Annotated in this window: 16 protein-coding genes; 9 read left to right on the top strand and 7 right to left on the bottom strand. The window is 68.6% G+C overall.

Annotated elements, in window-relative coordinates:
* Positions 1–180 precede the first annotated feature (180 nt).
* Entirely contained in the window at positions 181–1,392 is a 1,212-nt protein-coding gene (locus ACVTJA_RS14270) for a hypothetical protein (protein WP_465836912.1), read from the bottom strand.
* Between the two features lie 127 nt (positions 1,393–1,519).
* A complete protein-coding gene (locus tag ACVTJA_RS14275; protein WP_465836913.1) occupies positions 1,520–2,422 on the bottom strand; it encodes a LysR family transcriptional regulator in 903 nt (300 codons plus the stop codon).
* Positions 2,423–2,558: 136 nt separating this feature from the next.
* Here ACVTJA_RS14275 and ACVTJA_RS14280 point away from each other — a divergent pair, with 136 nt between their 5' ends.
* Both ACVTJA_RS14280 and ACVTJA_RS14285 read left to right on the top strand, forming a co-directional pair.
* Positions 2,559–3,017 (top strand): hypothetical protein, encoded by a 459-nt coding sequence (locus ACVTJA_RS14280; protein WP_465836914.1) that lies wholly within the window; start codon positions 2,559–2,561, stop codon positions 3,015–3,017.
* 124 nt (positions 3,018–3,141) lie between these two features.
* Positions 3,142–4,527, top strand: a complete 1,386-nt coding sequence (locus ACVTJA_RS14285) for a DUF1254 domain-containing protein (RefSeq protein ID WP_465836915.1) — start codon at positions 3,142–3,144, stop codon at positions 4,525–4,527.
* Between the two features lie 328 nt (positions 4,528–4,855).
* On the opposite strand, the gene ACVTJA_RS14290 is transcribed toward ACVTJA_RS14285, so the two are convergent.
* Complete coding sequence (locus ACVTJA_RS14290) at positions 4,856–6,466, bottom strand: patatin-like phospholipase family protein (RefSeq protein WP_465836916.1); 1,611 nt, start codon at positions 6,464–6,466, stop codon at positions 4,856–4,858.
* Between the two features lie 439 nt (positions 6,467–6,905).
* Here ACVTJA_RS14290 and ACVTJA_RS14295 point away from each other — a divergent pair, with 439 nt between their 5' ends.
* From ACVTJA_RS14295 to ACVTJA_RS14305, 3 genes are all read left to right on the top strand, one after another.
* Positions 6,906–7,253: a hypothetical protein gene (locus ACVTJA_RS14295; RefSeq protein ID WP_465836917.1), complete on the top strand. Its 348-nt coding sequence runs from the start codon at positions 6,906–6,908 to the stop codon at positions 7,251–7,253.
* 5 nt (positions 7,254–7,258) lie between these two features.
* Positions 7,259–8,908 carry a hypothetical protein gene (locus ACVTJA_RS14300; RefSeq protein WP_465836918.1) on the top strand — a complete coding sequence of 550 codons (1,650 nt, stop codon included), beginning with the start codon at positions 7,259–7,261 and terminating at the stop codon, positions 8,906–8,908.
* 111 nt (positions 8,909–9,019) lie between these two features.
* Positions 9,020–9,838: a WD40 repeat domain-containing protein gene (locus ACVTJA_RS14305; RefSeq protein WP_465836919.1), complete on the top strand. Its 819-nt coding sequence runs from the start codon at positions 9,020–9,022 to the stop codon at positions 9,836–9,838.
* Positions 9,839–9,871: 33 nt separating this feature from the next.
* On the opposite strand, the gene ACVTJA_RS14310 is transcribed toward ACVTJA_RS14305, so the two are convergent.
* Positions 9,872–10,486, bottom strand: a complete 615-nt coding sequence (locus ACVTJA_RS14310) for a QsdR family transcriptional regulator (protein ID WP_465836920.1) — start codon at positions 10,484–10,486, stop codon at positions 9,872–9,874.
* Positions 10,487–10,637: 151 nt separating this feature from the next.
* Between ACVTJA_RS14310 and ACVTJA_RS14315 the strand changes: the two genes are divergently transcribed.
* From ACVTJA_RS14315 to ACVTJA_RS14330, 4 genes are read left to right on the top strand one after another with little or no spacing between them, the layout of a single operon-like run.
* Entirely contained in the window at positions 10,638–12,728 is a 2,091-nt protein-coding gene (locus tag ACVTJA_RS14315) for a 3-hydroxyacyl-CoA dehydrogenase NAD-binding domain-containing protein (RefSeq protein WP_465836921.1), read from the top strand.
* A 21-nt stretch (positions 12,729–12,749) separates the two neighbouring features.
* Positions 12,750–13,928 (top strand): acetyl-CoA C-acyltransferase, encoded by a 1,179-nt coding sequence (locus ACVTJA_RS14320; RefSeq protein WP_465836922.1) that lies wholly within the window; start codon positions 12,750–12,752, stop codon positions 13,926–13,928.
* 2 nt (positions 13,929–13,930) lie between these two features.
* The gene (locus ACVTJA_RS14325; RefSeq protein WP_465836923.1) at positions 13,931–15,136 is read left to right on the top strand and encodes an acyl-CoA dehydrogenase family protein; all 1,206 of its coding nucleotides are present in this window, start codon (positions 13,931–13,933) and stop codon (positions 15,134–15,136) included.
* Positions 15,137–15,148: 12 nt separating this feature from the next.
* Positions 15,149–16,291 carry an acyl-CoA dehydrogenase family protein gene (locus tag ACVTJA_RS14330; protein ID WP_465836924.1) on the top strand — a complete coding sequence of 381 codons (1,143 nt, stop codon included), beginning with the start codon at positions 15,149–15,151 and terminating at the stop codon, positions 16,289–16,291.
* 403 nt (positions 16,292–16,694) lie between these two features.
* On the opposite strand, the gene ACVTJA_RS14335 is transcribed toward ACVTJA_RS14330, so the two are convergent.
* The 3 genes from ACVTJA_RS14335 to ACVTJA_RS14345 all read right to left on the bottom strand — a co-directional run bounded on the left by ACVTJA_RS14335 (position 16,695) and on the right by ACVTJA_RS14345 (position 20,189).
* Positions 16,695–17,258: a protein kinase domain-containing protein gene (locus ACVTJA_RS14335; RefSeq protein ID WP_465836925.1), complete on the bottom strand. Its 564-nt coding sequence runs from the start codon at positions 17,256–17,258 to the stop codon at positions 16,695–16,697.
* Positions 17,259–17,484: 226 nt separating this feature from the next.
* Entirely contained in the window at positions 17,485–19,275 is a 1,791-nt protein-coding gene (locus ACVTJA_RS14340; protein WP_465836926.1) for a serine/threonine protein kinase, read from the bottom strand.
* The gene (locus ACVTJA_RS14345) at positions 19,272–20,189 is read right to left on the bottom strand and encodes a DUF2381 family protein (RefSeq protein WP_465836927.1); all 918 of its coding nucleotides are present in this window, start codon (positions 20,187–20,189) and stop codon (positions 19,272–19,274) included. The genes ACVTJA_RS14340 and ACVTJA_RS14345 overlap by 4 nt, the downstream gene beginning before the upstream one ends.
* Positions 20,190–20,904 lie beyond the last annotated feature (715 nt).

Consider the following 20,904-nt stretch of genomic DNA (forward strand, 5'->3'; position numbering starts at 1 on the left):
GAACGGGCAGGGTGGTGCGGCCGGGCACTCCCATATGGAGCGCGAGGGCAGGCGCGGCAAGTGACGCGCGCGAGCGTCGCGACTCCGGTACGAGAGGTTTCGTCAGCGGCGGACAGCGCCCCGCCCCGGGATGCAGGGGCAGGGCATGACGGCCCGTTGGCGGGCCGACGGCGTCAGTCGTTACAGACCGTCCGGGTAGCAGAACCCGTAGGTGCGGTCGCTGCCGCCACCGGGACGCCCGTAGCTGACGAAGCCGAGCTCCTCACCCGGGCCGCACTCCGAGCGGGCGCGCGCGTAGCGGAAGCAGGTGCCCTTCCCGGTGCGCTTCAGGTCCAGGCAGACGCCCCGCGCGCCCTCGACGCCGCAGAACTCCGCGTAGCTGAGGTTGCACTGCTCGCCGATGTGCGCCGGATCGAACTCGAAGCCGATGGGCTCCATGACGGACTGCTCGATGCACAGGCCGTAGACGCCGCACACCGTGCCGCTCGGACAGCCGGGGTCCGCCGCCATGAAGTCACACGTGGCCTGGCACTGGGGCGCGTCGGTATAGGCGTCGGTGCAGGCGTAGCCCTGCGCGCAGTCCGTCGACGCGAGCCCACCCTCGTACGTGGCCGGCGTGTACGTGCACGCCTCACCCTGCGTCTTCGTGCCGAGCGAGCGCTCCAGCGTGCCGTCATCGGCCGCGTAGTCGTTGGCGACGCAGGTGAGACCCGGCACGTTCGCCGTCAGCGAGCCCTCGCGCGGGTCGCAGCCTCCGGGACGGAGGGTGTTCCACGTCGCGAAGCGAATCCACCGGCACTCGCCTCCCGCCACGGGGGCGCTGCCGGTGTACGGCGCGGAGAGGGGCGCCGCCGCCACCGACTCGCGCAGGACGACGTTGGAGAGCGCGCCAACCGTCTGCTGCGGGGAGACCTTGAGCGCGAGCAGGAGCGCGCCCGACTCGGCGACGAACATCTTCTGTCCGGTCGTCCCCGAATCCTGGATGCCCCACACGCACTGCTCGCAGGTGAAGAGGTTGGTGCCGCCCGCGGCCAGGTCATAGAACCCCGGCGCCGTGTTCACATCCAGCCGGATGCGTGCGAGGTCCGCGACGGCCGGGTCTCCCAGGTTCGAGAACTCACCGCGGTACGTCGGCTGCGAGCCGTAGAGCACCGGCGTCAGCTCCACGCCATTCGACAGCTCGCCCAGGGTGATTTCCGTGCACCCGGCGGGCGGATTCAGCCGCGCGGACTGCTCCTCCACCGTCTGGAGCGCCTCCTGCTCCGTCGGAGCCGGAGTGGCCGGAGCAACCGGCGCTTCCGCCTCCTGGCCGCAGCCCGTCAGCACCGCCAGCAGGGCCGCTCCGATACGCCACTTGTTTACAGATGCAACTCGCAGGACATGGGAATTCATGATGTCGTCTCTCAGTTGTCGATACATCCCAGTTGCCGTTGTTTCCCGGAAACTCCGGGAGCGCCACCGTTATGCGAATGCGAGTGTCGGTTTCAACGCCCCGGGGTCGGTGCGGGGCTGACAGCCGTCACAGGTGGACCTTCTCGGCGAGGAAGTCGAGAAGCGCGCGCACGCGGGAGGGGAGCTGTCCTCCCGCGCCGAGGAAGACGGCGTGCACGGTGTCCCTATCCCCGGGGTTGTACTCCTCCAGCAGCGGCACCAGTCGACCCGCGGCGATGTCGTCCTTCACCTGGAACGTGGCGAGCCGCCCGAGCCCCACGCCCGAGAGCACGAGCTGCCGCAGCGCCTCGCCGTTGCTCACCAGTGCGTTGCCATGCGGCGTCACCCCCAGCTCCACGCCCTGTGCCACGAAGGGCCAGTCATTCACCGCGCGCGCGAAGCCGAACCCGATGCAGTTGTGCCGCTCCAGGTCCTTCGGCGTCTTCGGCGTCCCATGGCGCTTCAGATAGGCCGGTGAGCCGATGACCACCATGCGCGGCTCGCCGAGCTTGCGCGCGACGAGGTCCGAGCTCTTCAGCGGCCCATGGCGGAGGGCCACGTCCGTGCGCTCCTCCATGAGGTCGATGACGGTGTCGGTGAGGACGATGTCCAGGCACACGGATGGGTAGCGGGCCAGGAACTCGGGGACGAGAGGCAGCAGCACCTGCGTCCCGAAGGGCACGCTGGCGTTGACGCGCAGCCGGCCCTGGGGCGCGGCGCTGGTGGCCGCTCCGCGCTCCGCCTCGTCCAGTTCCGCGAGGACGCGGACGCTCCGCTCGTAGAAGGTGACGCCCTCGGACGTGAGCTGCAGGGCCCGCGTGGAGCGGTGGATGAGCCGCACGCCCAGCCGGGCCTCCAGCCGGGCCACGAGCTTGCTGACCGCGGAGGGCGTCATCCGGAACGCGCGCGCGGCGGCGGAGAAGCCTCCGAGCTGGACGACGCGGACGAATACCTCCATCTCCCCCGAGCGGTTGACGTCCAGACGCGACATCGTGACTTCACCTCACAAGTGCTGTGCCCAGGGGCGTGTGGTGCCCGTGTCACGCGGCGCCCATATCAGGTGCGTCCGCGGTTGTCCCCGCGGGGAGGAAACCCCATGCCCCTTGCGTTGTATGCGCTGACGGCCGGTGCCTTCGGCATCGGCGTCACCGAATTCGTCAGACTGGCGGCTGGGGCCGACCATCCTGGGGAGCCTGATCGTCCTCGCCCTCGTGCTCGGCCTGATGACCTTCGCCGTACACGACAAGCTGCTGGCCGTGCTCTTCGTGGGACTGCTCGGCGCTGCCGGCTTCGCAACCGTGTCTCCACTGCAACTCTGGGTATTGGAAAAGGCCGAGGGAGCGGGGCAGAGCCTCGCGGCGAGCATCAACATTGGTGCGTTCAACCTCGGCAACGCGCTCGGGGCGTGGCTCGGCGGCGCCGTCATCGACCGGGGCCTGGGTCTGGGCGCGGTGCCGTGGGTCGCCGCGCTGGTTCCCCTGTCAGCCGTCGTCGTCGCGCTCGGGAGCCTGCGGCTCGATGCCCGCCAGCGGCACGCCCGGATGATGCACGCCTCACCGGAGGCCGTCAGGCATGCCGGCGCCTGAGGGCAGCGTCTCGCGCCTTGCGTGACGCGCGAGGCTGTCTCCACCTTGCTCCTGCACTGAGCCGCCCGCGGCTCCTCCAGTCATGGAGGCGAGCGGCCGGGGGCTCCTTGGAGAGGACGGCCTCATGAACCCGCAGCTTCCGACCCAGGCGCGCCACGCGTTCGAGCACCACTTCCCCACGCCCGACACTGCCCGGACCATCTACGACGAGCAGGACTTCCACCGCGCGGTGGAGGCGTACCGGTTCTTCTACCCGACGGTGTCCGCCGAAGGCATCTTCAATGGCAACCGCGAGGCGGGCATCGGGGACAACAAGGGCCTCGGTGCATTCGCCGTGGGCCCGCGACACCTCATCTTCACCGCGAACTCCGACACGCCGTATGCCGCCGCGGTGGTGGACTTGAAGGCCTTTGGCCCCGTGGTGGTGGAGCTGCCCGCCGGGCCCTTCATCGCGCTCGTCAACGACCACCACCAGCGGTGGGTCACCGACATGGGCATCCCGGGCCCCGATGCCGGCAAGGGCGGCCGGTACCTGCTGCTGCCACCCGGCTTCACGGGGGACGTTCCCTCCGGCTACCACGTGGCGCGGTCGGCCACCTACAAGGTGCTCGTCGCCGTGCGCGCGCTTCCTCAGGGGGGCGACCAGGAAGGCGCGATGAGCGCGCTCCGCCAGGTGAAGGTCCATCCCCTGACGAGCCCGGCTGCCGTGCTCCCCTTCGTCGACCTCTCGAACCGGGCCTTCGACGGCACCCCGCTGCGGTGGGAGGACAGTCTCGAATATTGGAGGCGGCTCCATTCCGTCATCAACGAGGAGCCCACGCTCGACGAGTTCCGCCCGATGTACGGCGTGCTCGCGGCACTGGGCGTGGCGAAGGGGCGGCCCTTCGCGCCGGATGAGCGGATGCGGAACATCCTGGAGGTGGCGGCCCGGGTGGCGCTCGACCAGATGCGCGTGGAAGGCTTCGCCAGCCAGCGCGCGGACCGCCTCGTCTGGGAGGACCGTCAGTGGGAGTGGGTCGGCCTGGTTCCCGACGATGCCAACTTCGAGACGGAGGACTACCTCGACCTCCAGGCGCGGGACCGCTGGTTCGTCCAGGCCATCGTGGCGTCACCGGCCATGTTCCGGAGGAAGGTCGGCGTCGGCTCCGTCTACTACCTCGCCGCGCGTGACAGGGCCGGTGCGTACCTCGACGGTGGCCGGTCATACACGCTCACGGTGCCACAGCCCGTGCCCGCGAAGATGTTCTGGTCCGTCACGGCCTACGACTCGCGGACGCGCTCACAGGTCCAGACGCCCCAGGACAAGGCCGTGCTCGGCTCGCTCCAGACGAAATTCACCCCGAGCGCCGACGGCACGGTGAAGCTCCACTTCGGCCCCGTCGCGCCAGCAGGCATGGAGCACCAGTGGATTCAGACGAACCCGAAGACGGGCTTCTTCCTCTACTTCCGAATCTACGGCCCCGAGGCCGCGAGCCTCGACGGCTCGTGGCGGCTCGGTGACCTGACGTAGCCCGGAATCCACGTGGCGACAGCGCCCTGCCTGCTCACGGCGTGCGCGGGTTGGGCGCGACGTTGTTCGCGATGGCCCGGAATTCCTCCTCGGCGAGCGGCACCTTGCTGGTGACGGGTTTGATGGGGTACGGCGCGGGGGAATCTTCAGTCGCGGTGGAAGGACGACGCAGACATGGGGCTCACGGTGGGGAGATGTCGATGAACCCGTACTGGAGGTGCTCTCTCTGGGCGGGAGCTGGACCGCGATGAAGTCGAGGGGCCCTGAAGCGCCCGCCCATCCGTGAACCACGGCGGTGGAACGTGGTCCACGCCGTCGGGGCAGGACGCTAGGCCGCCGCCACGGTGCGCGCGGCCTCGGGCTGGCGGGTGGTCTGGTTGAAGCCGTCCCACGCCTTGCGCAGCGTCTGGAACAGGTCGTACAGCGGCTTGTCCGGCGACTCGTACTGCCCCTGGCGGTGCTCGATGATGTGGCGCAGCAGGGTGAAGCAGACGGTGGCCTGTCCGGCGGACTCCACCATGGTGAACTGGCTGTCGCTCGTGAACCACAGCGTGGTGGGCATCTGGCACGCCTGCTGGGCCAGGGCCACCAGGTGCGGGCCGGGCTGCAGCCACGGGTACGCCGAGAACAGCTTGGGACGGTTCACCGTGAGCCCGTAGATGAGGTTCGACATCCGCCGGTCCTTGAAGGCGGGCGTCTCGTACACGCGCTTGTAGATGAGCCCGCGCACCCGCTTCATGAACACCTTGGACGTCAGCGCCAGCAGCGACGTGCCACGCAGCACCAGCATCTGCATGAGCTCCGCCACCGTGAGCTTCAGGAGCGACGGCCATGCATTCATGTCCAGTTGCTTCTGAATCAGAGCCTTGACGTCATTCAGGCGGCGACGGACCCAGACCAGCGCCGCCGCCACCGAGGCCGTCAGCAGGCCGGGAATCAGATACAGGAAGAAGTCGTTCGGCTCCCATGTGCCCTCGCGCACCTCCTCGAGCCCGCACCACGTGAGGACGCCCGCACACACCAGCGTCAGGATGAACAGCGCCCAGCCCAGCCACGAGACGCCCTGCAACGTCAGCCAGCCGCGCTTCGTCGGGTTCTCCGGGACGTTGTACATCTCGTCGTCCTGCGTGCTGACGTCCGAGATGAGCAGCGTGGGCGGGCTCTGCGCCTCCCCGAAGGCCACCACCAGGCTGTCCACGCCCTGGTTGTCGTAGATGCCGCCGTCCATCAGCGGCAGCCCGCCGTTGAAGCCCGGCCCCAGCTCGCCGAGCGCGGCGCTGAGCGGGTAGTCCTTCGGCCAGTGGAACTGCTGCGGGAAGACGAGCGGCTCGAACCCCCCCGGGAAGCACGACGACGCGGCGGCGATGTCCGCCAGCCGCACGTGCTGCGCCACCGCGCGCGGCACCTTGTAGTTGACGTTGCCCAGCAGCGCGGCTGGGTTGTTGCTCTTGCGGAAGCGGAAGTCGAGGGCGGTGTGGAACTCGGTGGTGTTGAAGATGGCCTCCTGGAGCTGGAGGTTGCTCGCGCCCAGGACGTCTTCGAAGCGCCGCTCCCCGAAGAGGTCGGGCCGCGCGTACACGTCCGCGGCGGAGCGGATGAGGCTGGCCCAGTTGTGGCTGATGGGCTCGCGGTTCGAGGTGAGCTCGTCCAGCGCGTCGCCAATGACATTCGTCCGCTTCAGGTACGCCGACCACGAGTCGTAGAAGTCCGTGAAGGGCTTGCCGTCAATCTGGCTCACCACCCACGCCAGTCCGGTGAGCGTCCCGCCGGACACGGTGGACAGGCCCACCACGTCGGGCAGCAGCCCCACGGTGTTCAGGAACCGCAGCGTGCCCAGGTGGAACGCCGCCGCGCGGTAGCCGCCGCCTGACAGCGACACCGCGATGGGTCCGAGCGGACCGTGGGGCTTCGAGACGGGAAGCGTGGATTCGGAGCTCATGCGCAAGCATTTCAGCAACGTACATGCCACCGGCGGAAGTGGGCCTCCCCTCGGTCGGAGATGCCCGGCCGGAGGTCGGCGAGGCCCTCGGGGGCCCGCGTCCGATGGGAACGCGGCGCGTCCCGCTCGCACGCGGCAGGTGGGTTCCTGTCGGTGCCGTCACCGGGCAGGCCCGCGCGGGGAGGCGATTCCCACCGGCGTGCCGCACCGATTGCCGGGGCACCGGGTCAGGCCGCTTGCTTCCGCGTCATGTCCCTCGCCCGCGAGCAACCGGAGCACGGCCTCCTTCTACCGCCTCGCTTCGGGCCCGGCCGATGCTTCGGAACAACCAGGATTGTTGGCTATTCGAGAGCGGAGTGGAGGCGTACCATCCACCGGCGACGGACAGGCGTGGAGTGGCCCCTGCCCTGGTTGGTGCGGTTGCCGCGGGAGGAAGTGAATGCTGGTCATCCGTGAAAGCCAGATGGATGCCTTTCGAGGGGAGCTTCGGCGTGCGTTCTGCCGGGATATCGCCGCCGGGCTGCGCCGGGATGAGCCGGAGCGGGTCGCCTCCCTTTCCGAGGAGGCGCTCCTGGAGCGGATTCGCGCCGCCGTCGACCTGGCTCCCCACTACAGCCTCTTCGGGCCGGAGGAAGTCAGGCTGTTCTCCCGCTTCGTCGCGCGCCATGGCGCCGACTTCGCGGAGCGGCCAGAGACAGCCTGGGCTGCGTCCCTGCTGAATGACCTCCGGACCAGCGTCTCGACGAAGCTCGAGGCGCTTCGCCATGACGGCGTGAAAGGCGGTTGAAGACCATGCCCATCGTGAAGGTCTTCCCCGGGCCGCCGGGAACTGTCGACGAGCCGGTCAAGCCCTGCAGCACCGGCGCTGTCTACCTGATTGTGATTGCCTCGGAAGACGACCCCGACGGCGGGGACGTGCGCCTGGGGGACACGCCACTGCGCGTGACGCAGGGGATGAGCTCCCTCGAAGTCACGTCCAACGGCCAGGGCCAGTTCACCATCGAGTTCGACAGCAAGGAGAGCCTCGATACGGCGCAGCTCACCGTGGAGCGACCCGGTACGCAGGTGAGATGCAAGCTGTCAGGCCCCTTTGGAAACGTCAGCAACAATGTCTACCGGGCCTATGCCTTCCTCTCCAGGTATTGGACGCTTCGCATCCAGGTCAAGGACCGCCGGCCCCCGGGGGTGTCCGGGCTCTCGCCCCTCCAGCTCAAGCTCGCGCCACTCAAGATTGAATGGCAGGCGGACAAACTCAGGGCGAACCCGGTGAGCACGGGAGGCAATGGCGAGCCCTTCGAGTGGAAGAAGATGGACCTCGACACGGAGTACACCATCACCGCGGAAGTCCCGGGGGCGGTGCTGGTGGGCTCCTCGCTGTCCGTGATGGGGGCAGAGAAGGAGCGATGCGAGCTTGTCTCCAGCCATTCCTGCAAGCTGACGGTGCGGACCGCCGGAGCGGGAGTGGACCTCGTATTCGAGCTGGCCTTCGAGAAGGTCTTCATCGTCGGGGAGGGAACGAACTTCCGCTATGCCACGCCCCTGGCGAGGAAGCTCCTCGGCGACTTCCGGGACAGGAACAGGAAGAAGCACACCCCCAGACAGTGGGTGTTCGCGTCGCAATATGACGTGGACGAGCCGGCAGAGAGTGTGGAGACGTTGTACGTCTACCGAGATGCCGAGGGGCCCCGAGGCCGGTTCGACGCCACGGACCCCGCGCATTGGGGGCGACTCGGCGCGAAGCATGGGAACGACTTCGCGGCGGCCATCTTCAACAACCCGCATCCCGGCTATGGCCTGCACATGTGCGACGTCATGGGCGTCGTCGAGGACGAGCTGCTGCGAGGCAAGTACATCAGTGTCCACTCGCTGGGCCACGAGGGCACCCTGAATGGCGAGATGGTCACCCGGTTCAAGGCGGCCCCCGAGAGAAACCCCGATGCCAGCTTCCAGCGGGACTTCCTCCTCGAGTGCGGCATCCAGCGCGATGGGGCCGACAGGGTCGCGGACTTCTCCAGCGGAGCCTGGCAGGGGCTGGGCATCCGCGGCGTCTTCGACCCGCTGACCGCCTACGAGCACAGCCTGGAGAACTTCCGGAGCGCCGTCACGCACTACAGACCCACGAGGCAGACCCGGGGGCTCAAGGAGCACCTGCTGCGCAACTACGCGGCGCGGGGCCTGGGCATCTTGAAGTCGGGCGGCAAGCTGCTTCTCCATGGCTCGGCGGCGCTCGGGGACGACCTCAAGGAGGCGGGGTTGACGCATGCCAACGAGGTCAACGGCTTCAAGGGCGTCGGGGCCTGGAAGGACACCCCCTACTTCGTCGAGTACGAATCGAACTTCACGGACGAGCAACAGCACCCGTCCTGGTTCGCCAACCCGCGGTTTGCTCCCGGTGAGCCCAACATCAACAAGGCCCACGTCTACCGCCGGAGCAAGCCCTAGCCTCCAGGGCGCCACGCCATGTCAGCCCACGTCTCCGCTCTCCAATTCCTCTCCCGGCCAGCTCAGCTCCTCGTTGGTACGGACACCGGCCGTGTTCACGTGCTCGACCTGATGCGACAGCGCGTCGTCTCGAGCTTCGACGCCCTGGCCGGTGGCCACATCCGCGCGCTCGCCCGCTCCGAGGACTCGGAGCTCCTCTTCGCGTCGGACCGCGACGGGCGGGCGCTCGTGTGGAGCGCCCGCACGGGAGAACCCATGGATGACCTCCAGTGCGAGGCTCCCATCTCCCATGGGGTCGTGCTGGGGCCGCACACCTACGTCACGGTCGCCCAGGCCGAGGCCTCTGTCTGGTCCCAGGATGGCCAGGGCTCGCTCGCCTCGAATCCCCTGGCGGGTGCCCGGGGGGAAGGGCTCTCCGTGGACGACCTGGTCCTCACACGACAGGGGCTCGTGCTGCTCTCGGGGTTCTCGTGGGAGGTCTGGGAGCCGAATCGGCGTGAGCGCCTCTCCCGTCACGCTCCCGTCCGGGGCTCAGGGCTGCTCCACATGGATGGCCATGTCGGCCTGTCCGCCAATGGGCGGTTCTTCTACGTCTACTGGGACGACGCCTCGGTGTTCGACGTCACCACGGGGGCCCGGGTCCGGGGCCATCCCTTCGTGACGCACGCCCAGAGCGCGGCACTCTCCAACGATGGCTCCCGGTTGGCGCTCGGGCAGAAGGAAGGCGGGCTGCTGTTGCTCGGGCCGGAGGGACAGGAAGCCTGGCGCACGCTGGTCCCCGGCCTGGCACGCATCGACTCCGTGGCGTTCTCTCCGGATGACGAGCTGCTCGTCTTCGTGGATGCGAGGGGCGCGCTCGGTGCCGTGGAGACGCTCCGAGGCGAGCTCATCCTGCCTCCCGCGCAGGCGATGCAGATGATTGCCTCCTGACCTCTCGAAGGATGGCAGGCCCGGAGTGCCGCGTTACTTCGGCTTGCCGCCGAGCAGCACGAGGATGGCGGCCGCTGCCTGGTCGATGGCGGGCTCCCGGCCGCTGATGACATCCGCGTACACGAAGGCCTCGCCGATGCGGACGATGACGTAGGCGAGCGTGTCGATGGGCAGCGGCGGGTTGAGGTTCCCTCGCTCCACCTGGTCCAGCAGGTTCTGTCGCACCAGCTCCACGTTGCGGCTCTGCACCGTGCTGCTCTTCGAGGTGAGCACCCGGAGGGCGAACTCGGCGTCGTTCTCGATGAAGCGGCGCAGCGGGGTGAAGGAGCGGATCTCCTCCATCAGCCGCTCGCTCACGCCCGCCACGTAGGCCGCGCCCTTCGCGCCCCGGGCCCGCACCTCGGCCCGGGCTTGCTCCATGAACGGCATCTGGATGGACCAGATGATTTCGCCGATGAGCAGCTCCCGGCTGCCCACCCAGCGGAACAGCGTGGCCCGGCCCACGCCGAGCTCCTTCGCCAGCGCCCCGATGTCGATGCGCTCTCCGGCCAGCCACTTCTTCTTCGCCAGCTTGAAGGCGTCCAGCGGCGTGGCCTTCGCCTTCGGTGCCCCTTCCCCCGCCAGCTCCCGCGCCAGCCGCGTCGCCACCGGCGCCGCGCTCCTTCTCCTACCCGCCGCCTTGGGTCTCCCTGAAGCCATGAATCGTGGATAGCCAACTTGACAGGAAAACTCAAGGCGAGTCACTTTGTCGAAGTGACTCACCCGGCTCGCGGCGCGCGGCTGCGAGAGAGGAGCTGACATGAGCAGCACCCACTACTCGCAGCACGGCAGTGTGGCCGTCATCCGGTTGGACAACCCGCCGGTGAACGGCCTCGGACACGCGGTGCGGACAGGCATCGTGGAAGGCCTACGGCAGGCGGAGGCGGACGCGGCGGTGAAGGCCGTCGTCCTCATCGGCTCGGAGCGGGCCTTCTCGGGCGGCGCGGACATCCGCGAGTTCAACACGCCCAAGGCGCTCGCCGAGCCCAACCTCGGCACCGTCATCCACTATGTGGAGTCCTCGTCCAAGCCCGTCATCGCGGCCATCGGCGGCGCGTGCATGGGTGGCGGCCTGGAATTGGCGCTGGGCTGTCACTACCGCGTGGCGCAACCGGGCGCGCAGATAGCGCTGCCCGAGGTGAAGCTGGGCCTGCTGCCCGGCGCGGGCGGCACGCAGCGCCTGCCGCGCCTCATCGGCGCGGAGGCGGCCCTCAACATGATTGTGTCCGGCGCCACCGTTCCGTCGGAGCAGTTCAAGGGCACGCCGCTCTTCGACCACTTCGTCGAGGGGGATTTGCTCCAGGGCGCGCTCGCCTTCGCGAAGGTCGTCGTCGACGAGGGCCGCCCGCTCAAGCGCGTGCGGGACCTCACGGCGTCGCACCCGAAGCCCGAGGCCTTCTTCCTCTACGCGCGCACGGCCGTGGGCGCGGCGTCCAAGGGCTACCCCGCGCCGCTCAAGTGCGTGGACGCGGTGGAGGCCGCCGTCACCAAACCCTTCGACGAGGGGCTCCAGGTGGAGCGCGAGGCCTTCGTCCACCTCATCCAGACCTCCGAGTCGCGCGCCCTGCGGCACGCCTTCTTCGCCGAGCGCGCCGCCTCCAAGGTGGCCGGAGTGGGGGAGGACACGCCCGTCCGCTCCATCCAGACGGTGGGCATCATCGGCGCCGGCACCATGGGCAGCGGCATCGCCATCAACTTCCTCAACGCCGGCATCCCCGTGGTGCTGCTGGAGATGAAGCAGGAGGCGTTGGAGCGCGGCCTCGGCTCCATCCGCAAGATTTACGAGGGCCAGGTCGCCAAGGGGAAGCTGAAGGCCGACAAGGCCGAGCAGCGGTTCGCGCTGCTCAAGCCCACGCTGTCCTACGACGACTTCCGCCAGGTGGACCTCGTCATCGAGGCGGTGTTCGAGGAGATGTCCGTCAAGGAGGCGGTGTTCCGCAAGCTGGACGAGGTCTGCAAGCCCGGGGCAATCCTCGCGAGCAACACCTCCACGTTGGACTTGAACCGCATCGCCGGCTTCACGAAGCGGCCGCAGGACGTGGTGGGCGCGCACTTCTTCAGCCCCGCCAACGTGATGAAGCTGCTGGAGGTCATCCGCGGCGAGAAGACGGGCAGCGACGTGCTCGCGACCATCATGCAGCTCGCCAAGGGCATCAAGAAGACGGCGGTGGTGTCGGGCGTCTGCGACGGCTTCATCGGCAACCGGATGATTGCCATGTACCAGCGCGAGGCGCTGCTGATGCTGGAGGAGGGCGCGTCTCCGCAGCAGGTGGACAACGCGATTGAAGCGTTCGGCTTCGCCATGGGGCCGCTGAAGATGGCGGACCTGGCGGGCGGCGACATCGGCTGGGCCATCCGCAAGCGCCAGTACGCCGAGCGCCCGGACATGCGCCGCGTGCTCATCGCCGACCGGCTGTGTGAGATGGGCCGCTTCGGCCAGAAGACGGGCGCCGGCTTCTACCGCTACGAGCCCGGCCGCCGCGACGCGCTGCATGACCCGGTGGTGGACGGCGTCATCGACGCGGCCCGCAAGGAACTGGGCGTCACACCGCGCACGCTGAGCAACGAGGAAATCGTCCAGCGCTGCGTCTTCGCGCTGGTGAACGAGGGCGCGCGCATCCTGGAGGAGGGCATCGCCCAGCGCGCCTCGGACATCGACCTCGTGTACCTGACGGGCTACGGCTTCCCGGTGAATCGTGGCGGCCCGATGCTCTACGCCGATTCCGTTGGGCTGATGAACGTCGTGCGGACGATGGAGGGCTTCGCGGCCAATCCTCGCGGCCACCGTGCGTTCTGGCAGCCCGCGCCCCTGCTCGCCCGGCTCGCGGCCGAGGGCAAGACCTTCAACTGACCTTCGCGGGAGGAAAACCCAATGAAAGACGTCGCAATCGTATCGACCGCCCGCACCGCGCTGGCCAAGTCCTGGCGCGGCGGCTTCAACATGACCCACGGTGCCACGCTGTCCGGCCACGTCATCCAGCACGCCGTGCAGCGTGCCGGCGTGGACCCGGCCGAGGTGGAGGACGTCATCTTCGGCTGTGCACTGCCGGAAGGCTCCACCGGCAATGACGTGGCGCGCATGGCCGCCATCCGCGCCGGCCTGCCGGTGAGCGTCGGTGGCGTCACCGTCAACCGCTTCTGTTCCTCGGGGCTGCAAGCCATCGCCATGGCGGCGCAGCACATCCTCGTGGACGGCGCGGGGGTGATGGTGGCCGGCGGCGTGGAGTCCATCTCCACCGTGCAGGGCAACGTCAACACCACGTACTTCAAGGAGGAGTGGCTGGCGAAGCACAAGCCCGAGCTCTACTGGACCATGCTCCAGACGGCCGAGACTGTCGCTGCCCGGTACAAGATTTCGAAGGAGTCCCAGGACGAGTACGGCGTGCGCAGCCAGCAGCGCGCCGCGGCCGCGCAGGCAGCGGGGAAGTTCAACGACGAAATCGTCCCGCTCACCACCGTCATGGGCACCGCCGACAAGACGACGGGCGCCCTGGGCACCCGTGAAGTGACGGTGGCGGCAGACGAGGGCATCCGCCTGGACACCACGCTCGAAGGCGTGCGGGGCATTCGCTCCGCCGTGCCCGGTGGCGTGGTGACGGCGGGCAACGCGAGCCAGTTCTCCGACGGCGCCTCCGCCTGCGTGCTGATGGACGCGAAGCTGGCGGCGCAGCGCAACCTGAAGCCGCTGGGCTACTTCCGCGGCTTCGCGGTGGCCGGGTGCGAGCCGGACGAGATGGGCATCGGCCCGGTGTTCGCCGTGCCGAAGCTGCTGAAGCGGACCGGGCTGAAGGTGGAGGACATCGGCCTGTGGGAGTTGAACGAGGCGTTCGCCGTGCAGGTGCTCTACTGCAAGGACCGGCTGGGCATCCCCGACGAGCGGCTCAACGTGAATGGCGGCGCCATCGCCGTGGGGCACCCGTACGGCATGTCGGGTGCGCGGCTGGTGGGGCACGCGCTGATTGAAGGCAAGCGGCGCGGCGTGAAGCACGTCGTCGTCACCATGTGCGTCGGCACCGGCATGGGCGCGGCCGGTCTCTTCGAGGTGGCCTGAACATGGACCTGAACGACACTCCCGAGCAGGCGGCATTCCGGCGCGAGGTGCGCACGTTCCTCGCGTCCCAGCTTCCCCCGGCGCTGAGCCACAAGGTGCAGAACCGCCTGCGGCTCACCAAGGAGGACACGGTCCTCTGGCAGAAAATCCTCCACCAGCGCGGGTGGGGCGCGCCGGCGTGGCCGAAGGCCTTCGGCGGCACCGGCTGGAGCGCCATTGAACAGCACATCTTCGAGGAGGAGGCCTCGGACGCGGGCGCGCCCCGGCAGCTCGACTTCGGGCTGCGGATGGTGGCGCCGGTCATCATGGCCTTCGGCAACAAGGCCCAGCAGGAGCGCTTCCTGCCGCGCATCCTCAGCGGCGAGGACTGGTGGTGCCAGGGCTACTCGGAGCCGGGCTCGGGCTCGGACCTGGCCTCGCTGCGCACGCGCGCCGAGCGCAAGGGCGGGCACTACGTCGTCAACGGGCAGAAGGCGTGGACGACGCTGGGGCAGCACGCGGACTGGATTTTCTGCCTCGTGCGCACCGGCACGGAGGGCAAGCCCCAGGAGGGCATCTCCTTCCTGCTCATCGACATGAAGAGCAAGGGCGTCACCGTGCGCCCCACCATCATGCTGGACGGTGAGCACGAAGTGAACGAGACGTACTTCGACGACGTCGAGGTGCCGGTGGAGAACCTCGTCGGTGAGGAGAACCGGGGCTGGACGTACGCGAAGTTCCTCCTCGGCCACGAGCGCACGGGCCTGGCCAACGTGGGCCAGTGGAAGCGGCTGCTCAAGAGGCTGGAGAACGTGGCCCGCCGCGAGACGGCCTCCAACGGCCGGCCGCTCATCGAGGACGCGCGCTTCCGCGACAAGGTGGCGCAGGTGAAGGTGGAGCTGCTCGCGCTGGAGATGACGCTCCTGCGCGTGCTGTCGGCCGAGGCGAAGGACCCGAAGAAGGGGCTGGGGCCGGTGGCCTCGGTGCTCAAAATCAAGGGCACCGAAATCGGCCAGGCCATCTTCGAGCTGACGATGCAGGCCGCCGGGCACGACGCGCTGGCGTACCTGCCGGAGGCGCTGGAGCCGGGCTACTCCGGCCTGCGCGTCGGTGCGGACTACGCGGCGGCGGCGGCGGGCGACTACTTCAACATGCGCAAGCTGAGCATCTTCGGCGGCTCCAACGAGATTCAGCGCAACATCATCTCCCAGATGCTCCTGGGCCTGTGAGGCGAGGCGGACATGGACTTCAGCTACACCGAGGAACAGCAGGCCCTCCAGGACTCGCTCCGCCGCTTCCTGGGGAAGGAGTACGACTTCGAGAAGCGCAAGCACATCTCCCGCTCGGCGGCGGGCTACAGCAAGGAGCACTGGGGCAAGCTCGCGGAGATGGGCGTGCTCGGGCTCGGCGTGCCCGAGGCGCACGGCGGGATGAATGGCACTCCCGTGGACACCCTGCTCATCATGGAGAGCTTCGGCCGCGCCATGGTGCTGGAGCCGTACCTGCCCACCGTGGTGCTGAGCGCCGGGCTGGTGCGCGACGTGGGCTCGGAGGCGCAGCAGGCGGCGCTGCTGCCCTCCATCGCCATGGGTGAGCTCATCATGGCCTTCGCCCACTACGAGCAGGGCAGCCGCTACGCGCTGGAGCACGTGGCCACCACCGCGAAGCGGGCGGCGGATGGGTACGTCCTGAGCGGGGCGAAGTCCCTCGTCCTGTCCGGGGCGCAGGCCGGGAAGCTCATCGTCTCGGCGCGCACGGCGGGTGGCGCGCGCGACGGGGCGGGTGTCTCCCTCTTCCTGGTGGACCCGTCGGCGCCGGGTGTCACGGTGCACGGCTACGTGACGCAGGACGGAGGCCGCGCGGCGGAGGTGAAGCTGGCGGCCGTGCGCGTGGGCGCGGACGCGCTGCTCGGCAAGGAGGGCGGCGCACTGCCCGTCATCGAGCGCGCGGTGGACCTGGCCATCTCAGCCCTGTGCGCCGAGGCGGTGGGCGCCATGGACGCGCTGCTGGAGACGACGCGTGAGTATCTGAAGACGCGCAAGCAGTTCGGCGTGCCCATCGGCCGGTTCCAGGCGCTGCAGCACCGGATGGCGGACATGCTGATTGCCACCGAGCAGGCGCGCTCCATGGCGATTGTCGCGGCCGTGAAGGTGCAGTCCGAGGACGCCGCCGAGCGGCGCCGCATGGTGTCCGCCGCGAAGGCGCTGGTGGGGCAGTCCGCCCGCTACGTGGGACAGCAGGCCGTGCAGCTCCACGGCGGCATGGGCGTGACGGACGAGCTCGCCGCGGCCCACCTGTTCAAGCGGCTGACGGTCATCAACGCCCTGTTCGGCGATGCGGACCATCACCTCTCGCTGGTGAGCGACGCGCTGCTGGTGGCGTGAGCGCGGGCGCGGTGCTCCGGCACATCGGGTGCCGGAGCACGGCCTCCGTGGAGAGCAGTCATGCGTAAATGTTTGCCCCGCCCCGTGGTGATGGGGAGCCATTGCCTTTGTGCCCCAAGACAGACAGGCCGGTTCCACTCGGAGTGGGGCCACCTTGGGCCGTGATGCCTGCACGGTGCGCGGTGGCCGCCAAAGCTTGTACGAAGCGCAATCTTCGGGCCGTGGCGGTCGTCCGCACACTGCAGCCCTTGCGTTGCCGCGTCCACGTCCGTCAGGGTGAAGGTGGCCGCCCGCAGAACGGTCTCCTCTGGGTCTATCCCTCCCCATTCATCCTGCACCCGTGCGATGGCGCCGCCCAACCGCTTCCGCTCCCCTTCGGGGACCAACGCCCACAAGTCTTCCGTTAGCAGGGTGGGCGCGCTGAGGAGGTGTCTCCCCGTGGCGAAGTCCAACAGCACCATTCCCAGCGTGAAGAGGTCCGAGCGCGCATCCTCGGACTGTCCGAGCAACGCCTCGGGAGAGGCCCAATAGACTTCTCCCCGCGGGCCGGGTCGGCGGGTGCTTCGTCCCCTGGAAGCCGCGCGGACGCGAGGCCGAAATCCAATAGCTTCAATTCCCCCGCCAGCGTCGCGCGAATCCGCACCGGGTCAATCGCACGATGGACGATGTTCAGCGGCTTGCCCTTCTCGCTCTGGCAGGTGTGCGCGTGCGCGAGAGCTCCGGCAACCTGGGTGCCCACGTACAGCATGAAGGATTCGGGAAAGTAGCGCCCGTAAGTCAGCGCTACTTCGGTCAGGGTATTGAGCGAGCACCCGGCAACGTACTCCGTAATGACATACAGGGCGCCCCGGGCTTTGTGCATGTCGTAGACGCGGGCGATGTTCGGATGGCACAGGTAGCTGGCGAGCCGCACTTCTTCCTCCAGCCGTCTGCGCGCCAGCTTCAACTCGGACGTGACGGCGGGCATGAGCACCGCCTTGAGGATGACCTTTCAGTGCGCTTCGCCTTTGACGCGCCGGAGCGCCACCAGCACGCGCTCGCCGTGGTGGCCGGGCCCCAAGTCTTCCACGAGGAAGCTACCGGTGAGTAGTCCCGGAAGGGAACGACGCTCCAGGTTGGCGGCTCGGATTATCGCAACTTAATTGCTAGAGCCATCCGGGCCGGTTTTCTGCAAAGGCCCTTTACACCGTGCCTTACGGCCACCGCCCCAGAATGATGCGTGCGGCTGTCTCGGCCTGCACTCGTGCGGCACCGGGCTTGGAGCCGCGCAACTTCGGCTCGCCGCCGTTGAGCCCGAGCACCGCGCAAATGGGGAAGTCCCGTGCCGTGCCCTTGGCGTAATACCTGGTTATCCCTGGCGGAATCACGGCGCGCGTGTAGTGGATGACCACCTCGTCACCGCCCGTCCAGACCTGGCCGTACAGACGCGTGCCTGGGGGCAGACCGTACCGGCTTTCATTCATCACAACGCTTTCAATCCTCCCGTCGCTCAAGGTGACCGAGCAATCCGGACTCGCCTCGCACGATTGCCTCACGTCAACCTGGATGCCGAAGGTGTCGTCGTGCCCCAGCCCTCTTGCCTGCGCGGCCCGCACGGCTTCCTTGGGGCACGTCTCCCGAGAGGGCGTCACCTGGGAGCCGGGGCAGCCCATCAACGCGGCTGCACTCGCGCCCGCCACGGCGCATTGCTTGAGGAATTCCGGGCTGAAGACGGGCGCGGCCTTCTTCGGCTTCTTCGCGGCGGACGGACTCGGGGGCGGATTCGTGGGAGCACTCACAGAGGGGTTTTCCTTCTCGACAGGGGACACCTGGGACGAGGACGGTACTGCACCCGTGGACGGCGCGGGCTGGGAAGGTGGACTGTCTGGGGCTGCCGCACGTGGGAGGCGCGGCACCTCCGGCGCGGCCTGGGACGGCGGAGTCTCCGGCGAGGGGCCCGCGCGCAGCCACGCGAGCGCCGCGACAGCGGCGAGCACGCCAGCGGCCACGGCCCACGCCAGCACGCGCCGCTGTGTCCGGGTGTGGGCGCGCTCTGGCGCCGGGATGCCCTCTTCCGGTGGGGGCTGGACGGGGGCCAGCCACTCCGCGCCACCTTGCTTCGCCAACTCCTCCAGGACGACGGGCATGGCCGCCAACGCCGGCCTCCGCGTCTCCACGTCGCGCACCAGCCACCGTGCCACCCATGCACTCAGTGCCTCGGGCACGCGCGGGTTGACGTTGCGTGCCGGAGGCGGAGCCAGGGTGGGGCTATTGACGTTGAGGCGCGGGGCCTTGCGTGCCGCGGCCTTGAGAGCGGGCTCCGCGTCCGTCAGCGCGTCATAGAGGCACGCCGCCAACGAGTAGAAGTCGTCTTCGGGCGGGAAGTCGTACCGGGCGCTCGGGTCGTTCTGGTGTTCCTTGAGGAAGCGGGCCGCCTCGGGCGAGCGGTAGCGGGTGGTGCCCGGGGGCAGGGGCGCATCCGTCAACTCGGGGGCGCCGGAGTATTCGCCCGCCCCCAGGTCAATGAGGACGGGCTCACCGTCCGCCCTGCGCACCATGACATTGAGTAGTGACACGTCCCGGTGCCTCACGCCCCGCGCGTGCATGTACGCCAGCGCATCCGCCAGCTTGGCGAATACACGGAGGACTTGCGCGAAGGTGGGGCGGGCTTCCTGGAGCCATTGGGCCAGCGTCCAGCCGTCCACGTACTCCAGCACGAGGTAGCCGTAACCCTCCCGGGTGCGCGCCCAGCCGAGCACCTTGGCGATGTTCGGGTGGTCCAGTTGGACAAGGCACACCAACTCCCGCAGTTGGCGCTGGTACGTCTTGCCCGGGTCATCGCTGGACTGGCGGTGTTTGGACAGCTTGAGGGCGTAGGGCCTGCCCTGACTTTCGCACTCGTACACCTCGCCATAGGAGTCGCCGCCCTTCCAACCGCGAATCCGGTAAGGGGCCCCGAGGCGGGCGCCGGGCTTGAGGAAACTGGGAGGTTCCACGTTCATCATGGGCCGCTCTTCTCCTGCGCTGTGTCCTTCATCACCACGCCCCCGACGGATAGGGGGCGCGCGCCGTTCGCGTCCTCAACCATCAACCGGAAGACTTCCCCCACGCTCCCGAACTTCTCGCCAAACTCCACCACCACGCGGCCCTTACCTCCGTTCGCCAGCACTTCCGGCGCCATGCTTACCGTGTGCGCGTCCACGCGGCGGCCGGTAGACGCACTCTCCAACCATGCTCGCCCCGCCTGCCAGGGCTGCCTGGAGTAGTTCTTCACTTGCACTTCGAGCACCGCCCATTCATCCGCAAGGAAGCGGCGGACGGCCAGAGCCGCAACGTCCGCCGTGCCCTCGTCGGACCGCTGCTTGAGCCGGACAACATGTACGCCCCCCTCATCAACTTGCCCCGCGAGGACCCATGCGGCGGGGCCCGTGACCTTGCTGCGCGCTCGCTCGGCGGAGAGTTGCGCCGCGCATGCGGCGATGCGGGCCTCCAATTCGGCCACCTGCGCTCGCATCAACTCCGGCGCGTCGGCGCTGCGGTAGACCATCACCTGCGAATCCGCCACATCCGAAGCCGTGACGAGTTGGAATTCGGGTTCCACGAGGGCGGGCTCATTCAGGAAGGGCACGCGCAGCGTTACTCCATCGCCCAGGTCCCCTTTGGCCAGCAGCGTGACGGAGTTCTCTGAAATGCTCAGGAGCCTGACTCGGGCCGGGGCATCCCGCTTCACGGTTTGCGTGTCAATCTCCGCATCGAACGTGAGCGTGGTAGGGATGCCCGGTGCGAGGCGCACCACCTCGGACTCCGTCGTGAGGGGCACGCGGCGAAATTGAAGGGAGGGGCTGGGAGCTGTTTCCGCTTCCGCCGCCCATGCCGCCATGGACAGAAGCGCCAGCAAGAACCCGGGAAGGTGTGGCAAGGAGCGTAACCTCATGGGTAGATGACGCTACCAGACGGCGGCAAGCTCCGAGCGCGCTCCTGGTGAGGTGGGCAACGCGAGGGTGCACGGGCCAGGTCTTGAGCCGCGAGCGCGTGCATGCCGTAGACAAACTCGCGGGGAGCCCCGAGATGGTGCTCGGCACGGGCGCTGGCGGACACCACGCGCCGGGCAGACCTTCCGGCGTCAGACCTCCATGGCGCGGGAGTACGCGGACCGCAACGGCCTGGCGCTGGACGACAAGCTCACCTTCCGCGACCTCGGAGTGTCCGCCTTTCGGGCAAGCTCAGAAATGGAAAAGGACCCCTGAAGTACACATGAGCTGGTGGTCCGTGTTCGCGGCAGTGCCTCGCTCGGATCCATTGCCGCAACGAGGGGGAGCCTGCACAGCGGCGCGCTCCTTTCTCTGCATTTCTGGTGAGATTTTCGCGGGGCCTGTCGTTCCGTTCCGCTCCGCCCGCCTCCCCGTAGCCCCGTCCTCGCACCGCACCGCGACGATGCACCCCACTCACCCCTGTTCTCTGAAGCGCTCGCGCGCCAGGGGCAGGGGAATTTTGGGGTCTTGACGTCGTCAACATGAAGATGGGTGCCTGACCTCGTGGTTCCTGCGCCTATCTGAGCCCCAGCCCCGGCCTCTTCGCGTCTTGTCGGACTCTTCTGGTATTCCTGGCTTGGTCTCGTGGGACCGAGCCAGGAA

Source organism: Pyxidicoccus sp. M6 (assembly GCF_055568925.1).

Excerpts from the sequence above, each read along its gene's own strand:
- ACVTJA_RS14290 (WP_465836916.1), bottom strand. The coding sequence starts at position 6,466 with ATGAGCTCCGAATCCACGCTTCCCGTCTCGAAGCCCCACGGTCCGCTC.
- ACVTJA_RS14330 (WP_465836924.1), top strand. The coding sequence starts at position 15,149 with ATGGACTTCAGCTACACCGAGGAACAGCAGGCCCTCCAGGACTCGCTC.
- ACVTJA_RS14295 (WP_465836917.1), top strand. The coding sequence starts at position 6,906 with ATGCTGGTCATCCGTGAAAGCCAGATGGATGCCTTTCGAGGGGAGCTT.
- ACVTJA_RS14340 (WP_465836926.1), bottom strand. The coding sequence starts at position 19,275 with ATGATGAACGTGGAACCTCCCAGTTTCCTCAAGCCCGGCGCCCGCCTC.
- ACVTJA_RS14335 (WP_465836925.1), bottom strand. The coding sequence starts at position 17,258 with ATGCCCGCCGTCACGTCCGAGTTGAAGCTGGCGCGCAGACGGCTGGAG.
- ACVTJA_RS14270 (WP_465836912.1), bottom strand. The coding sequence starts at position 1,392 with ATGAATTCCCATGTCCTGCGAGTTGCATCTGTAAACAAGTGGCGTATC.
- ACVTJA_RS14320 (WP_465836922.1), top strand. The coding sequence starts at position 12,750 with ATGAAAGACGTCGCAATCGTATCGACCGCCCGCACCGCGCTGGCCAAG.
- ACVTJA_RS14325 (WP_465836923.1), top strand. The coding sequence starts at position 13,931 with ATGGACCTGAACGACACTCCCGAGCAGGCGGCATTCCGGCGCGAGGTG.
- ACVTJA_RS14300 (WP_465836918.1), top strand. The coding sequence starts at position 7,259 with ATGCCCATCGTGAAGGTCTTCCCCGGGCCGCCGGGAACTGTCGACGAG.
- ACVTJA_RS14285 (WP_465836915.1), top strand. The coding sequence starts at position 3,142 with ATGAACCCGCAGCTTCCGACCCAGGCGCGCCACGCGTTCGAGCACCAC.
- ACVTJA_RS14305 (WP_465836919.1), top strand. The coding sequence starts at position 9,020 with ATGCGACAGCGCGTCGTCTCGAGCTTCGACGCCCTGGCCGGTGGCCAC.
- ACVTJA_RS14315 (WP_465836921.1), top strand. The coding sequence starts at position 10,638 with ATGAGCAGCACCCACTACTCGCAGCACGGCAGTGTGGCCGTCATCCGG.
- ACVTJA_RS14275 (WP_465836913.1), bottom strand. The coding sequence starts at position 2,422 with ATGTCGCGTCTGGACGTCAACCGCTCGGGGGAGATGGAGGTATTCGTC.